General features: G+C 59.3%; 11 protein-coding genes and 1 pseudogene. 5 read left to right on the top strand and 7 right to left on the bottom strand.

Annotated features, from left to right (window positions below; translation table 11 throughout):
- The first annotated feature begins 119 nt into the window (after positions 1-119).
- Entirely contained in the window at positions 120-815 is a 696-nt protein-coding gene (locus ACS5Q1_RS25210; RefSeq protein WP_473100750.1) for an IS6 family transposase, read from the top strand.
- A gap of 416 nt (positions 816-1,231) precedes the next feature.
- Here the strand turns inward: ACS5Q1_RS25210 and ACS5Q1_RS25215 are convergent.
- The 5 genes and pseudogenes from ACS5Q1_RS25215 to ACS5Q1_RS25235 form a co-directional block, all read right to left on the bottom strand.
- Positions 1,232-1,907: pseudogene (locus ACS5Q1_RS25215) on the bottom strand (IS6 family transposase).
- Between the two features lie 219 nt (positions 1,908-2,126).
- Positions 2,127-2,639 carry a hypothetical protein gene (locus tag ACS5Q1_RS25220; protein WP_473100751.1) on the bottom strand — a complete coding sequence of 171 codons (513 nt, stop codon included), beginning with the start codon at positions 2,637-2,639 and terminating at the stop codon, positions 2,127-2,129.
- Positions 2,640-2,705: 66 nt separating this feature from the next.
- Complete coding sequence (locus ACS5Q1_RS25225; protein WP_473100752.1) at positions 2,706-3,077, bottom strand: excalibur calcium-binding domain-containing protein; 372 nt, start codon at positions 3,075-3,077, stop codon at positions 2,706-2,708.
- Between the two features lie 698 nt (positions 3,078-3,775).
- Positions 3,776-4,192 (bottom strand): hypothetical protein, encoded by a 417-nt coding sequence (locus tag ACS5Q1_RS25230; RefSeq protein WP_473100753.1) that lies wholly within the window; start codon positions 4,190-4,192, stop codon positions 3,776-3,778.
- 89 nt (positions 4,193-4,281) lie between these two features.
- Positions 4,282-5,622: a tetratricopeptide repeat protein gene (locus ACS5Q1_RS25235; RefSeq protein ID WP_473100754.1), complete on the bottom strand. Its 1,341-nt coding sequence runs from the start codon at positions 5,620-5,622 to the stop codon at positions 4,282-4,284.
- A gap of 124 nt (positions 5,623-5,746) precedes the next feature.
- Here ACS5Q1_RS25235 and ACS5Q1_RS25240 point away from each other — a divergent pair, with 124 nt between their 5' ends.
- Entirely contained in the window at positions 5,747-6,748 is a 1,002-nt protein-coding gene (locus tag ACS5Q1_RS25240; protein ID WP_473100755.1) for an AraC family transcriptional regulator, read from the top strand.
- Positions 6,749-6,914: 166 nt separating this feature from the next.
- Here ACS5Q1_RS25240 and ACS5Q1_RS25245 read toward each other — a convergent pair whose 3' ends face one another.
- Positions 6,915-7,091, bottom strand: a complete 177-nt coding sequence (locus tag ACS5Q1_RS25245) for a hypothetical protein (protein ID WP_473100756.1) — start codon at positions 7,089-7,091, stop codon at positions 6,915-6,917.
- 157 nt (positions 7,092-7,248) lie between these two features.
- Positions 7,249-7,761, bottom strand: a complete 513-nt coding sequence (locus ACS5Q1_RS25250) for a response regulator (protein WP_473100757.1) — start codon at positions 7,759-7,761, stop codon at positions 7,249-7,251.
- Between the two features lie 3,662 nt (positions 7,762-11,423).
- Here ACS5Q1_RS25250 and ACS5Q1_RS25255 point away from each other — a divergent pair.
- From ACS5Q1_RS25255 to ACS5Q1_RS25265, 3 genes are all read left to right on the top strand, one after another.
- Positions 11,424-12,353: an amidoligase family protein gene (locus ACS5Q1_RS25255; RefSeq protein WP_473100758.1), complete on the top strand. Its 930-nt coding sequence runs from the start codon at positions 11,424-11,426 to the stop codon at positions 12,351-12,353.
- 678 nt (positions 12,354-13,031) lie between these two features.
- Positions 13,032-14,501 carry an alpha-L-arabinofuranosidase C-terminal domain-containing protein gene (locus tag ACS5Q1_RS25260; RefSeq protein ID WP_473100759.1) on the top strand — a complete coding sequence of 490 codons (1,470 nt, stop codon included), beginning with the start codon at positions 13,032-13,034 and terminating at the stop codon, positions 14,499-14,501.
- Between the two features lie 138 nt (positions 14,502-14,639).
- Positions 14,640-15,060, top strand: a 421-nt coding sequence (locus ACS5Q1_RS25265; RefSeq protein WP_473100760.1) for a helix-turn-helix domain-containing protein, incomplete at its 3' end; no start/stop codon positions are given.

Genomic DNA, 15,060 nt, shown 5'->3' on the forward strand with positions numbered 1-15,060 from the left:
TTTCACGACAGGGCGGGAGGGACCGAATACCCAGAAACCCCACCGCGTTTGTCATTCGTGATCCGGCATTGTCCCGGGAACGGCTGACGGATCGGGTTGATGCGCGGTAGGGTAGGGGAATGCAGCCCATCTCCTATGCTCATCACCAATTCCCGTCAGAGATTATCCGGCAGGCTGTCTGGCTCTACCTGCGATTCACATTGAGCTATAGAGACGTGGAAGAGCTGCTGGCCGAGCGGGGCCTCGACGTCTTCCACGAGACGATCCGGCGGTGGGTGCTCAAATTCGGAGCAGCCTTCGCCCGCAACCTTCGTCGGTTGCGGCCCTGTCCAGCCGGTACTTGGCCCCTGGATGAAATGGTGGTCTCCATCCAAGCCACCCGCATGTACCTGTGGCGAGCCATCGATAGTGAGGGGCGAGATCCTGGACGTTCTCGTGCAGCCTCGGCGAGACAGAGCAGCCGCCCTGAAGCTCATGCGCAAACTGCCGAAAAGCAGGGCTATGCTCCGAGCCTGCTCGTCACCGACAAGCTGCCGTCCTACGGAGCAGCCAAACGAGAGCTGGGCCTGTCGGCTCGCCATGAACAGGGACTTCGGAGAAACAATCGCGCCGAAAACTCGCATCAAGTGGTGCGCCGGCGAGAGCAAAAGATGCAGGGCTTCAAGTCCCCTGGATCAGCCCAGCACTTTCTCTCCGCCCATGCCGCCATTTACAACACCTTCAATCTCCAGCGCCATCTGATCTCTCGCCGGACATTGCGCCTCTTCAGGGCCGAGGCGGCGGAACGATGGCAATCTGCAACCGTCGCCGCTTGAATGAAGCTGCTCATCGGGTCTTTAACGGCTCTACTTTAGTTCCCGTGACAAAGCCCTTCTGCGCATTGCGCAGCTTTTGGCTACATGCGCGCGGCGCACCCTGTTGAAGGCGATCTGCTCTGTGTCGGTGCGATGCCCGACGGAAGGCCCAGGGATCGGAACGAAAGCAGCGCCGTAAAAGGTGTTGATTAGCCTTACAACCCGTCTGCTGATACAATTCGTTGTGCAAGATCAATATGTTGTCCGACCATGGGCGTCTCCGATGATCGGACGCCAGAGGACCGGGTCGGGCAGACTGGTTGGTCTTCTGAGATATGCTGGCCAAGACCGTCCACGGGAGGTTCGGCTATGAACACCATCAACGGCACCGTCAATTTAACGAGTTGAAGACAAGGCGGCCTCATCGGGTCGATGGATCAAAAGCCTACTGCAATGCCCGTTACCTCAGCCCAAGCCATAAAGGCTCGGGCGCGGGCTTGGCGACGATCAGCGGCGCTGGTGTTGGCAGGGCGGCGGAAGAGGTTTGCCACCTGATCGTGAACGGAGAGAAAGCGCTGGGCTTGCCCGGCTGATTTGAAGCGCTTCATGATCCTTTGAAGCGCTTCATGATCCGCTCCCGTCGTCGCATCGGTCGATGGCTGTTTTCCGCTCGATTGTTCAAGCCCTTATGCTGCCGATGCTCGACACTGGGCATGATCTCTCGTTTTGCGGCACCGTAGCTCGCGAGTTTGTCGGTGATCATCACCCGAGGAGCCATACCCTGCTTCTTGAGCAGCTTGCGCAACAGGCGCTTGGCCGCTTTCGTATTACGGCGGCTCTGGACCAGGATGTCGAGCACGACCCCATGTTGGTCGACCGCCAGAGCCAATGCTTCCGACCGGCGATGCTGATCACGACCTCATCGAGATGCCATTTGTCAGCGGCTGCCGGAAGACGCCTGCGGATCTGGTTGGCAAAGCTCTGACCGAATTTCAGCGCCCACTGCCGCACCGTCTCATGGCTGACCAGAATCCCTCGGGCCGCCAGCATCTCCTCGACCATGCGCAGGTTCAAGGGAAAGCGGAAGTACAACCAGACAGCATGGCTGATCACTTCAGCCGGGAACCGGTGGCGGGAGTATCAAGGATGAGAGGTCGATTTCATCCCTCACGTATGCCTCGATCCGGCTACTGCTGGGTTAACTTGACGATGCCCAGCTACCCTCGCCGCCTGAGTGGCTCAAGCAGCGAAAGTTGCCTCACTTCGTCCGGCTTCTGTTAACGTGACATCGCCCTGTACTGGCAGCCCCGTCTCATTCTAGAAACATCAACGCTACGCAACCTGTCCGCTGCAAGTCACGCTGCCGATGCTCTTCCATTCGCCATTGATGTCGGGGGTGGCGATCTCCCAAGAGGAGAACCAGGCGTGCCGGCTAAGGTCAGCCCTGATCTCAGAGCCATCGTGAAGATTATAGATCCTCGTCTCATGCTGCTGCACAACTGCTGCAAGGCCTAGATCCCCATTGACGCTGATCAGGGCTCCCGCTGGAGCGCCGAAATCATCGTGTCCTAAATGAATGTGCTCGCGAGCCATCGGGAGAACGACCTTCGCGTCAGGGATGACGAGAACTGGCCTGTTGTGGATCACGCTTGAACTGAGAATACCGGGCATTCCCCCCAGGTCAGGATGCCCAGGCGACACTACGATGAAATCTGGCGGTTCGCCCGGCCGATGAGGGGCAATTGCTATGCCGATGTAGGTGTTCCCTCGCCAATCGAAGGCAAAGCACGTTCCTGGGGTAATCTCGCCAATCTCACTTGTTCTTACATCGGGAAAGTTCTGCATCGGACGTCCCCTTCATTTCGGGCTGATTATCCTCAGTTCTATGCCCAGCGTGTCGGCTCCGCCTAACTATCTAAACCAGTTCCGCCAAGACCATTCGCACGCAATGCCATCGCCGTCTGCGTCGAGATGGGACGCATAGCCGATCTGGCCTCGGTGCAGCGGAGCGGCTCCAGCGGCACGGGCCTCTGCGCAGGTGCGGAAGGAGCCGGAGCGGTGGACGCGTGGGACTGGAGGCGACGAGTTGAACGACGGCCACGACCACAAGCCGAGCGCCGGGCCGTAGACCATGAAGATCGATACGATCGCGCAGCCAGCGAGGCCTGCAAGGGCCGACAATCCAACCCGCCGCAAAAGCTCCTGCCGCCGGTAGTGGTGGCGCTGGAGCGCCCAGTACTGGCGCGACTTCTCTAGGCTGATGATGTTGGGCTCACCCCCCATGGGCGCTTTTTCATAGCTTGAGCATAACAGCCCGCCCGCTGCTGGCAACGAGAGGCAGCATCAGAGGCGGACATACAGCCCCTGTTCCCTGCCCCGAAAACGCCTATGATCCGAGCGGGTACAACACAGGCGGTACACGATGAAACGCGAGGTTCTGTTGGCGCTCTATGGCCGCCTCGGGTTGGTCGTAGCGGCTTTCGCCTTCCATCGTTGGGATTACTGGGGCACCTCTGCTGCCCTGGATCTTGCCCTCGACGGCTGTGGTGGCTCAACGATAGCACCCAGTTGGTGGAATTCCGCAGGGTATCGAGGAAGCGTTAGGGCTTGGTAACCCAGCCTGGAGAGCAGATGGAATAACTCTTGGTCCTAATCCGTTAACCCTGCACGAAGGCCACGTAACCCTTCTTACCCTTGAGCCTTCGCTTAACTTCAAGCCCCTTCACACAAGCTCTCAATCTCTCGGGAGGGGCTTTTTCTTTTGTCACGCTGAAACACGACCGGGCCAGATGAATTGTGCCCGTGAAGACTCCAGCAAACCCAGTCTTCACTCCATGAGGGGCCTTCTTACTCCTTGGCCATTGCGGGTAAGGAGGCCCTTCCTTTGCCCGTGCGCCTAATCTTTTCGGGATGGCTCGAAGACTCCGAGGCCGTAGATCTTTCCTAGCCCTCCGCCAAGCCGAAAGGCTCACTTGGCTCATTTAGAAGTATTGACAGTGGTCCGCCTTGATTGCCTTCTCGGTCAGGAACCAGCCTGGGTCAACGATGCCGGCCGCCTCTGCGATCAGGTCTGCCCCATGCACCTCAAACGTTTGTGCCGCATAGCGGCAGCCGTAGAGATGCACGTTGCCGGTCCCGGCGAGAAGTTTCAGGAAATCCTCAATCTCGGTCGGCTCGCCGTCCGCAGCCATCCGGGCGCGCAACCATTCTGCGTCATTCCTGTGCCTGTCGTCCATCGAGAGCGAGGCCGCTCCCTTGCTGGTCAGCGCCTTCACCGCCCAGAGCACAAACAGCATGTCAACCGTCACGTCGTTGCAGGCCTGCGTGTAGGCAAAGGTCAGCGGCGTGAGGATCTTGTCGTAGGCGTCGTCGCGCACGATGATGGCGAGATGCTTCATAGTGAACTCTCCCATGGTTGCGGGTTCTTATCCCGCCCGCGAGACGCCCCGCTGCCTTATGCAGGCCGCAGCCGGACGCGGGACAACGGTCAGGCGGCCTTCAGACCCGGCGCTGCGCTTGCTCCGGCTCGGGCCAGGAACGCCCGATTGACCGGGCTGTGGGGCTTCAGTGCTAGGCGCTTATGGGCCAGGGCTTCCGCCAGATCGGTGAGCCCGCCGCGGATGGCCGCCTCGGTCAACGTCCAGTCGATGATGTCCCGTTGCGCGTGGCTGCCGCCGAAGCTGTTGGCGATGTAGCGGGTGCCGTAGAGGTGGTCGGCTGCGGCCTGGTAATCCCCACGCCAGAACGCCGCAAAGCCTTCAATCAGAGGCACGCCCGTGCGCCGCCCCCACTCGGCCGCGTCCGACCCGTCCGCGTGGTTCTCCCGGTAGGTCCGCACGATGCGCTCGACCTCATCTTCCCGGCCGGTGCCGAGATAGGCCATCACGGCATGCCAGTCGTTGAACGGATAGGTGCGGCCGTCGGCATGGCTGTCCCAGGCGGTCGCCAGTTCCCGCGCGCGCTCGCCCACGTCATGGCCGGAGAGATGCAGACGCCAGAGGAGCGCCGAGGCGTCGACCAGGTCGAGCGCCAGGATGCTGCGGCTCTCCCGGATCGGCCCATCGTAGAGCGCGAACACCTCGTCGACCTGCCCGAGATCGAGGTGATAGAGCGAGCGGTGCCACCAGTTGTGGACCTTGAAGAAGTTGTCGTCGCCGGACCAGTGCGGCTCACGGGCAATCATCCAGCCGATGCCGTCCTCGGCGCGGCCCTGCATCTCCATCACGTGGGCGACCGCATGGTGCGCCCAGCAGTCGAGCGGTTGCAGGTCGACGGCGCGCCGGCCCAACTCCTCGGCCCGGGCGTAGTCACCGGCCTCCTCAAGCCCGAAGGCCTGCATGCCGAGCAGGATCGAGTAACCCGACATGTCGGGCGACCATTTCGGCAGGGCGCGGGCGATGCGGTCGCGCAAACTCCGCGCGCTCGCGCGGAAGAAATCCATAAGATGGCCGGACTGGAGCGCAACCAGGTCGTGCGGATAGCGTGCGTTGTGGTAGTCGAGCATGGTGGCGGCGGCGGTCCAGTTCCCCTCGGTCAGCCGGTCGAGCGCGGCGACGTGGGAGGCCTCCCGGTCGGAGAGGCGGAGCGTCTTGGCTTTGCAGAGGATGATCTTCGCCTCTTTGGCGGCGTCTGGCTCGGTCGCCAGAGCGAACAGGTGAGCCTTCAGAATATGCGCCATGGCGAAGCCGGGAGCGGCCTTGATGGCATTGTCCAGCAAGGCGACGGGATCGCCGCGGTAGATGTTGAACGCTTCGACAGCCTCGTCGAAGAGCTTCACGGCCTCACCGGTTGCGCCTGAGAGCGGATTGCCCTGCTTGTCCATCGTCATGTCGGCTCTCTCCTCGTTGTGGCCCACCGCAGGATGTCTGTTCCGGCAGAGGACCCCGGCCAGCGGCGTTGCTTTCGACTTCGTGGCCCGGGTGGTACATTAGACGCGCCGAAAGGCGGGTGATATGAGCGAGGCGCCGGTCCGCTTTGCCGATCCGCCAAATCTGCATCGGGTAGGCGTGATGGATGCCATCCTGGACATGTTCCGCACCATGCGGCTCACGGGCGGCCTCTTTCTCGATGCCGATTTTACCGCGCCATGGTGTGTGACGGCCAAGGTGGGGCCTGAGGACTGTGCCCCGTTCACCCCCGAGCCGCGCCAGATCATTGCCTATCATTACGTGACCGCCGGGCGCCTGCTGCTCAAGGTCAGCGGGCAGAAACCGATCCCGGTCGAGGGTGGCGAGATTGTCGTCCTGCCGCGCAATGATGATCATGTGATCGGCAGTTCCCTGACGGTCCGCCCGATCTCGGCCGAACGCCTAATCCAACCGAGCCCGGATGGCGGGCTGGCGCGCATCGTTCACGGAGGGGGCGGAGAGCGGACGCACCTCTACTGCGGCTTCCTGGGCAATGACATGCCGCACAGCACGGTCATTGCGATGCTGCCGAGCGTCCTCACGCTCAACGTTGCTGATGGCGCATCCGAAAACTGGATCGAAAGCTCCTTCCGGTTCGCCGCGCAGGAACTTGCCGTGGGCCATGTCAATTCACCCGCGATCCTCGCCAAACTGGCCGAACTTCTGTTCATGGAGGCGGTGCGCCGGTACTTTGCCTCGCAGCCGCCCGGCCGCAACGCCTGGGCGGCAGGAATACACGATCCCATGATCGGACAGGCCCTGGGCCTCCTGCATGGCCAGATGACCCGACACTGGACCACAGAAGATCTCGCCCGGGAGATCGGCCTGTCCCGCTCTGCCTTTGCGGAGCGCTTCACCCGGATCATCGGCGAGCCGCCCATGCGCTACCTTGCCCAGCAGAGGCTGGTGCAGGCCTCCATGCTGCTGAAGGAAACATCCGATGCCGTCGAGCGCATCGCCTATGCGGTGGGCTACGAGTCCGAGGCCTCTTTCAACCGGGCCTTCCGACGGGAGTATGGCGTTCCACCTGCAGCTTGGCGTCGCTAACCTCTTGAAGAAGCAGCCTCCTCTCATCCAAGAGCATATCCCTCGCAACATTGCGGCACATCTTCACCAAGTTCGCTAACACGTCTCGTCAGAATTACGCACCCCACGCAGAAAGTTGCCCGTCATGGAACACTTGCTCCCCAGGTGCCGCTACGCGGTCGAGCTCTTATCTGATGACGCGCACCGTTATGGGGCCGAACCCTTCGAACCGCTCAAGATGGCCAGCAACGGTCCTGAGCTGATCGATGGTCTGGATGTTCTCGCGAAGGAACACGTCCCAAGCCAGTCGAGGCAAATAGAGGCCCTCAATGGGTCCTTCGCAGGCTTCATAATGACGGGGCATCTGCCGCTCCTGAGCCTTACAGGCGGGAGCGCTCTTATCTCTCAGCCACCGGTGCCTGGATCACTCATACCGGCAATACCTTATCATAGACCCTTCTCGAACCTCGTACCAGCGCGGTTCGATATAGACTTCTCAGAAATTCCCACCCCTCCAAGGTCTATTCTTCGGGCTCGGGCAGGGGCTGTGCGAGACCGCCAGCAGCGCCAGTGCCGGTGTGGGGCTGACTGATTTTGATCGCGGAGGGAAGCACTGGGACCGGAGCTTCGGCGGGTATCTCGGTCTGGCCTGACGGCAGCGCCGCCCGCACGGCGGCAACCAAATCGGCCGGCCTGTAAGGCTTGGGAATGAACAGCGCGCCTGAGGGAAGCTCCTTCGGACTGGGGGCCATTCTGCCTGAAGTCACCACGACCCCGATATGCGGCCATGTCTGCCTCACCACACGGGCCAGCGAAAAGCCATCTAAGGAACCGGGCATTTCCACATCGGTCACGAGGGCTCGAACGTCGACTGTCGCCTCAAGCACGGTGAGCGCTTCGTCGGCATTGACCACCTCGACGACTTTGAAGCCGCCCTCTTCCCTGAGCACATCCGCAGCCATCATGCGAACGAGCGCCTCGTCCTCGGCGAGGAGGACAACCACCGGCTGCTGGCCATCTTGATTGGTGTTCATGGCCGCCCCTTTTACCTTACCTGCACTCAGACAGGAGTGCTGGGGCGCTCAGGGCTGGGTGGCTCACGCCAAAACCGACCGGAAGGAATGCGGCCGTAGAAACTCTTTAAGAGCTGGGACCGAGGAAGAGTTCCGTTATGGCCTAATCCGCCACGCTGAACTCACGAACCATAAAGTTCCGGATCTGGCACGCGCCGGCCGTTTGTCGTTTGGCTGCTTGAGCCTCAGGTCCGGACCTTACTTCCTAACAAGCAGCAGGCTCCGAGGAGGCTCGTCGTTCGGGACCTCCGATGAAATGCGGAATGCTCCGCCTCGTCCTCATCCAAGCGTTAATCCCAGGATATAGCACACCTTCTGTTACGAAGTTTAAGTGCATAGCATAAGTGCCATTTGGTTAATCGAGGTCGAGGGTTTGAGCTGAAATTCCCGTACAGCCTTGCTGGGAGGCTGGGGTTGCTTAGAAGCTGAGGATCAACATGGCGGCAACGCCGATGAGCCCTAGAAGCACAATGCCAATGATGAACATTCGGGGGCGCTTCCGTGACTGGTCCATATCACCAAACATCGGCATTTCTCCCGGTCGCGCTCACTGGATGAGATTTAGTCCTCGGTACTTGCAACGCCGGAACTGAGGGGAGCATGGGTGTACTCCGGAGATCCGACACTGTAGTTGATCATCCAAAGGCAAAGACCAAGACCTATAAGAAAGGCGGACCAATTCAGTGCCCCTGTAACCCAGCCGGACAATGTCTCTTGGGTTGCTGGCGACTTCTTGCTGTTTGGAGGCATATCGACGGGCATGGCAGGTTCTTTGCTAAACGATCTCAAGGACGGTCTGACGGCCAAGATTAGGATAAGGGGGACTTTGTAGGACCCGGAGGCGGCGTGCAGGACCCAACCATCCTCTCGTTATGCCAGAGTTGCACGCGGCTCGTATGGGCAAGACTGCAAGCCCACTCACGAGCTTGCATTTCACTGTCGCAAACCAGGGTCTCGATCGTGGCGAGGCCGGTCGACGGGTCTACGATGACAGCTTGGTAGGGCTGACTTGATCTCGATGAGTTGTTCATAGCACACCTCAGAGCCTAAGGCACTTCGAGGTGCAGGAGTGCGCCCAAAAGGACAGCGGTCGACTAAGGAGCCGCTGATCTATTCTATATGGAGAACCACTCGCGCTTTGAAAAGACCACTGCTGTGAAGGGGTTCTAGATGGCCGCATGCGAGAAGGGTTCCGCTTCAATTGCAACAACAGCGGTCACTCTTAAGTGACTGGTCAGCGGCGCAATAACCAACTGTTGGTTGGCAGGTGTGTGCTAGGCTCCAACAATCAAACCTTCCGTGGAGCCGATCTATGCGCGTTCTGATGGCCCTTTCACTCATTTTGGCTCCTGCTCTCGCACCTCAGGTTGTCCAGGCGCAGGGGCAGGCAGCTAAGGAAGGGTCAAAGGTAACGGCCGCAAGGGTCTATACGGCAGAAGAAAGCGCGGCCATGGCTGCCGCCGTTCGCAAGAAGGCTGAAGCCGCAGAGCGTGCGAGAGACGTAAGGCTGAGAAGAGCTACAAGGGGGATCTGCATCGGCTGCTGAGCTGGCACTGGCCTCTTCGTTGGAGGGCCCCAACGACGAAGCGGCTGCATAGCCGGCACATCAGGCGAATTCGCTGCCATACAAACGCAAGAGCTCCCCTCCGCTGGATTATCCTGTCGAGGCTGGCGGATGTCAGCTGTGCGGAGTTGAGACGGTTGGCACAGCAGAAGTCAAAGCCTCAGGGGATGCAAGCGCTTCAGTTATCGTCGCGCACAGCTGAAGAGCGCGACTCGACAGAAGCCTCAGCCCTAAGGCTGTTGCTATCACCCTCATGGATGAGCCCTTCCCATTGCATGAAATGCCAATCAACGTTTAGTGTCACTCCATCCCAACTCGGCGCGATCCCAGTGTCATCGCGCTTCTCTGGTAGCGTAATACCATGGATCTGTTGGCGCATCAGAACAACTCGGAACAAGTGCATGGTAACACGAACGACCCGATTGAAGGATTTCAAGACCGACGGATATCCAGGCTCTGGGCTGCCCGTGCAGGTTCTGGCTGAGGATCATGTTGGGACCTACATCCTTCCATTCCCGTGTGAGCACATAAACGGGGAGTGGCGGAACGGCACAACGGGAGAGGCAGTCCAGGCCAGCATCATTGGGTGGCGTGAGTTGCAGACAGGAAGCCGTCGCCACACGAGCCCTGCCCAGCAGCCGATCAAAGCGTAAGTGCCCCGGCGATCCCGATCCAACCGCTTCCACCTCACAGCGCCGCAGCCAAGTCTGCCTCGATATCAAGCTCGGATGATCATCACCTCGCGGAGGGCCGAGCCTACACAGACGGCTGAGGCTGCCAATTTGTACTGAACCGCCATACAGGTTCTAACATGAGAAGGTCGTCACTGTTTGACCCACAGATTGGCCGGAGTTTCTACTGGTGCATCGATGTTCCGCTAGTGTCGCCTTGCCCCTAAAGGCGAGATAAGGAACTCAACAAAATCAAGGGTAATCCTTTGCCGAAAAATGTGAGATTTTGCCTATAAAATCGAGATTTTTCCCCTAAAAGTGAGACAGCGTTTACAGGGGCGTGCGGCTGGCTGCGATGGAGATGGAACGGGACCTGACAGAGTTCGCCAAGGTCGCCTTGCTCCGGACCTATCACAAGGAAGCCCGTTTGCTCGCCACCGTCGATCGTATCGCGCCCCAGATATAGCACCGCGTTCACACGCAGGATCAAAGAGCAGCGAACAAACCTGATCGGCATCTCGCCTTTAAGGGCAAAGAATGTCGCTTTTCGACACCCAACGCGACGAATCTCAAAGTTAAAGGCAAAGTGACACTCTGATCCGGGACAATCGTACAAAGGGCGATGATTGTATCATGCGGAAAGTAGGTATAGCGAAGTGGGTCGCCAGCCTCGTAGAGAACCTGCCCTCGGTGCAGTTCTATAATGTCCAAGAACGGCTCCAAGGACTTGTAATCGTCTGACCCCAGAGAAGCCAAAAGCCGATTAGCCCGATGATGTTTAGCCGGTTGCACCTTCCGCCTTCAATTTAGCTCAATCAACCTCAACACTTAAGGAGTGGTATGTAACTCTCAACCCTGATCTAAGGCTATGACATACGTTAATGATTGCAGATGCAAGCTGTTACCGTCGATATAGATGCTTAATAAGTGGGCTGCAGAGACAGCAGAAGTTGTAAATTGAGGCGGCGCAACCGCAGCTCGGGTTGAACAGCGGAGCCTGTCATGGACAAGGCCCCTGAAGCTCGCCCTGTTCAGAAGACAGTTGGGGGTAGGATAGCGACGATCTATCAGTGTGGTGACGGATTGCTGTTCAGTCCTCGTCTGTTTCCGGTAGGGGCTCGATCTTCCGGATGTCCGAAGCGCAGTCACCCGCCCGTCGTTCCAAGCCCTCGACCTGCCGCAGAAGCTGGTCGTGAGTGTTGCTTCGCGCCGAAAGCCCTCGTCGCTAGGATCACTCCCCAAGGGCTAAGATCCTCCTTCGTCCTCAGCCCGTGAGAGACAATGTATCTGAGTGAGGCTATTGTGCGTGCATCAGCAACTTGCAGGATTTGAGGAGTTCCATGATCTTTCATTGAGGTCAGGCTCCATCGTCCCCATGTCTCGAGGTGATGAACGACATTGCTGTCGAGCCTGAAGCGCTCAGCTCTCCCCCTCTGATTGCGGACGACGACTCGATGCGGCGCGTCGGTGTCGAGGTCGAGTTCCTGGGCCCGAGCGCTCAAGTTGCGGCTGAGGCCCTTGCGCATGACCTGGGTGGGACCTGTGTGACGGTCGATCCGCATGCCTTCAAGATCACCGGCACCTGTCTTGGCGACCTGTTGATCGAAACCGACTTGCGGCACGTTCATCCCAACCGGCATCCGGAGCTTGGTCTGAGGCTGGGGCCCCGGGTGGCCGCTTGGCTCGGCACCATGGTCTCACCCTTTGTCCCGCGGGAGTTGATCACCACTCCGATCCCCATCGCCCGGCTGCCGGAGGTGGACACAATCGTCCACAGCCTGCGGGCTGCAGGCGCCTACGGCCGCGGGGCCGTGCTCTGGGATTCGCTGGGGCTCCACTTCAACATCGATCCACCACGTCTTGATGCGGCAACGGTGACAGCCTTTCTCAAGGCCTTTCTCCTCGTCAGCGACCGTCTCCGAGAGGACATTGCACGTGGGAGCTTTCGTCGTGCTCTCCTGCTTCCGCCGGATTACCCGCTAGACTACAAGCGGCAGGTGCTCGATCCGGACTACTGGCCTGACCTGCCGCAACTAACGGACGACTACCTGGCCGCGAACCCGACCCGGAGACGGGCGCTCGATCTGCTGCCGCTGCTGACCCACTTCGATCACGATCGGGTGCGCTCGGTTCTGCCACATGAGAAGATCGGACCTCGACCGGTGTTCCACTACCGGCTGCCGCAGGCCTATCTGAGCGACCCTGCCTGGAGCATCATGCCGGACTGGGAGCGCTGGCTGAGCGTGGAACGTCTGGCAATGAACCCGGACGTACTCACGGGAACGGGGCAGGCTGCCCCAAACCGACATCTGTCGTAATCGTCATCATCTTCGGTCCTGGACCACTGGCGCTTGGAGCGATAGACGTCAGGTACGGGCTCATAAAGGGTGCGCCTTCGTAGGTGGTTCGCTCGCGATGATCCTCGGGGATAATCATATCAACAAGGTCTGAGCCCCACTCAAAGAATTCAACCTTGAGTTCGATTTAAGTCACGGGCACCGATTGAACCGCGGGCTTGTGATGGGCCTCTATACGGCCGGCCTCTAAATCGCGATGGGCTTTGGAAGTCCGGCCCTCGGATTGGTCGCCGGACACTCTGGACTTGCTGCCGTTATCGCGGCCAGCGCGGCGATCGCTCTCATCGCTGACGCTGTCGCCTTCCAGCTATGGCGAAGGTCTGTCGCGGGAGGCTGAACTGAGTGCCTCGACTGCGCTGCGACATACTCACCCTTAAGACCGCCCGTCGTGCCAGATCTTGAGTATAACTTGCAGGAGGCACGAGCCTGGCGTGCTGGGCCCCGCCCGACGATCCTCGATGACCACCCGCGGATCGGTCGATCCGCTCCCGGCGAGCTACACCACCTCAGGGGCACATTCGTCTTGCCGCTTGGCTCCTGACCTGCCTCTCAATGACTATCCTCTTTCTCCTGGCACAGCGCTGGATCGTCAGTGGCATGCGTCCGACATCTGGTATCAAATAATTCCTGGAGTGCGTCATGCCTCGCATCACGGTTGATCCTACCCCGACATTTTCTATATCGCCGCGCCTCTACATGCAGTTCATGGAGCCGCTTGGTACAACCGATGCCTCGGTTGAGGCCGCATGGGACTATGACAGTGACGAATGGCGCAAAGACTTCGTCGCAACAGTCCACGACTTGGCTCCAGGTGCCATACGGTGGGGTGGGATCCTGACCAGTTATTGGAGATGGCAAGAGGGTGTTGGTCCCCGCGAGTGCCGTAAGCCGATGATCAATTACCTTTGGGGAGGCGTGGAGCCGAACCAAGTTGGAGTCCATGAATTTCTTGGTCTGTGTGAGGAGGTAGGAGCTGAGCCGATTCTTGCTATCAATTTTGCCAGTGATGGTCGGCCCGAATACATCAACACAGTGCGGGGAGAAAGGAGGGCGGGAACTGCTCAAGACGCCGCGGATCTTGTCCGCTACTGTAACGATCCAGATCATAGCGAACGCCGGACAAACGGCCGGGGCGAACCGTGGCGTGTCAAGTTCTGGCAGATCGGCAACGAGACGTCCTATCCAAAAAACGGGCATCGGTTCAGCAGTGCGGAAAATGTTCGTGAATACAGAACGTTTGCTGAGACCATGCGGTCTGCTGACAGCTCAATCCAGCTTATCGGTTGGGGAGATCAGGAGCGCGACAGCGACAAGTGGTGGGCCGAGGATCTCCTGCGCGACTCTGGAGACCTTGTCGACTTGGTGGCGCTTCACATGATGCACCAAAAGCCAGACAATCCGAACACGGTACTAAGAGGACGTGAGTATCGGAAAGATTATCAAGCAAGCTGGACTGAGCTTTGTTCGCTGTACGATAAGGTTGGTCGCAAACTCACCGAGGCTCGGAGCGTGATCCGGTCAATAGACGCTTCAAAACGAGTGGCAGTCACGGAGGGTCATCTCTCCCTCCAGCCATATAATAAATGTGAAATCCTTCGCGAATGGATTTCAGCTCTCTACCACGCGAGAGTGCTGAACCTTTATGAACGCAACGCAGACTTCGTTGATATCGCGACGTTGGCTGATTTCGAGGGGGTATCCTGGTTGGTCAATGCGGTGATGCTTGGCTCCCCCCGAGAGACCCCGTATCTGCTTCCGGCCGGACACGTGATGCGGCTTTTCAGAAAGTACGGCGGCGACACCGCAGTCAATGTCACAAGTGAGGGATCAACACTGGATGTAACAGCGAGCCGACGCGGTCAAACTCTTTATTTGCATGTCGTCAATACTGACCTGCAAAGTGCGACAAATGCCGAGCTTACCGTGACTGGGATCCACCCCAACTCTGCCTCGGCTCATCAAATTGCGCCTGATGATCTGTCGACTGCAATCGATACCACTGCTCTGAATGTGTTTGACGTTGAGAAATGTTCGGTGCCTATCGAGAATGGAACGATTGTTTGGCGTTTCCCCAAAGCGTCGGTGACAGCGTTCGAAGTCCAGCTTTGAACTGCATGTGAGTGGTGAAGTTGGAAGAGATGGGAGGTCACTGACCCTATAATACCAAGTCCCTGAAGGGTTGACTCGTTCGTGATTTCTCGGACTGGGGCGGGTGTGATTCAGTTTAGCGAACCAGAGAGGTTCGCCATGCCAATCCCAGTCCGCTCTGATTTCGATGCGCCCCAGTTGCGGGTGCTTGCCAGGAAGACGAAGAATGCGCCCCAGGCACGGCGGCTTCTGGCACTCGCGGCCATCTACGAGGGCGCCTCGCGCACCGAGGCGGCGCGGGTCGGGGGCGTGACGCTGCAGATCGTGCGCGACTGGGTGCTCAAGTTCAATGCTCAGGGACCGGACGGTCTCATCGACCGCAAGCCGCCGGGCCAGCCCTCCCGGCTCACTGATGCCCATCGATCAGCCCTCGCCGCCACGATCGAAAGCGGACCCCTTCCGGCCGTGCATGGGGTGGTGCGCTGGCGGCTGGTCGATCTGATCCAGTGGCTCTGGGATGAGCACCGCGTGCCAATCTCCAAGCAGACCCTGAGCCGGGAAGTGCGCGCGCTCGGCTATC

The organism is Microvirga sp. GN3 (assembly GCF_055792825.1).

Excerpts from the sequence above, each read along its gene's own strand:
- ACS5Q1_RS25210 (WP_473100750.1), top strand. The coding sequence starts at position 120 with ATGCAGCCCATCTCCTATGCTCATCACCAATTCCCGTCAGAGATTATC.
- ACS5Q1_RS25220 (WP_473100751.1), bottom strand. The coding sequence starts at position 2,639 with ATGCAGAACTTTCCCGATGTAAGAACAAGTGAGATTGGCGAGATTACC.
- ACS5Q1_RS25225 (WP_473100752.1), bottom strand. The coding sequence starts at position 3,077 with ATGGGGGGTGAGCCCAACATCATCAGCCTAGAGAAGTCGCGCCAGTAC.
- ACS5Q1_RS25230 (WP_473100753.1), bottom strand. The coding sequence starts at position 4,192 with ATGAAGCATCTCGCCATCATCGTGCGCGACGACGCCTACGACAAGATC.
- ACS5Q1_RS25235 (WP_473100754.1), bottom strand. The coding sequence starts at position 5,622 with ATGACGATGGACAAGCAGGGCAATCCGCTCTCAGGCGCAACCGGTGAG.
- ACS5Q1_RS25240 (WP_473100755.1), top strand. The coding sequence starts at position 5,747 with ATGAGCGAGGCGCCGGTCCGCTTTGCCGATCCGCCAAATCTGCATCGG.
- ACS5Q1_RS25245 (WP_473100756.1), bottom strand. The coding sequence starts at position 7,091 with ATGCCCCGTCATTATGAAGCCTGCGAAGGACCCATTGAGGGCCTCTAT.
- ACS5Q1_RS25250 (WP_473100757.1), bottom strand. The coding sequence starts at position 7,761 with ATGAACACCAATCAAGATGGCCAGCAGCCGGTGGTTGTCCTCCTCGCC.
- ACS5Q1_RS25255 (WP_473100758.1), top strand. The coding sequence starts at position 11,424 with ATGAACGACATTGCTGTCGAGCCTGAAGCGCTCAGCTCTCCCCCTCTG.
- ACS5Q1_RS25260 (WP_473100759.1), top strand. The coding sequence starts at position 13,032 with ATGCCTCGCATCACGGTTGATCCTACCCCGACATTTTCTATATCGCCG.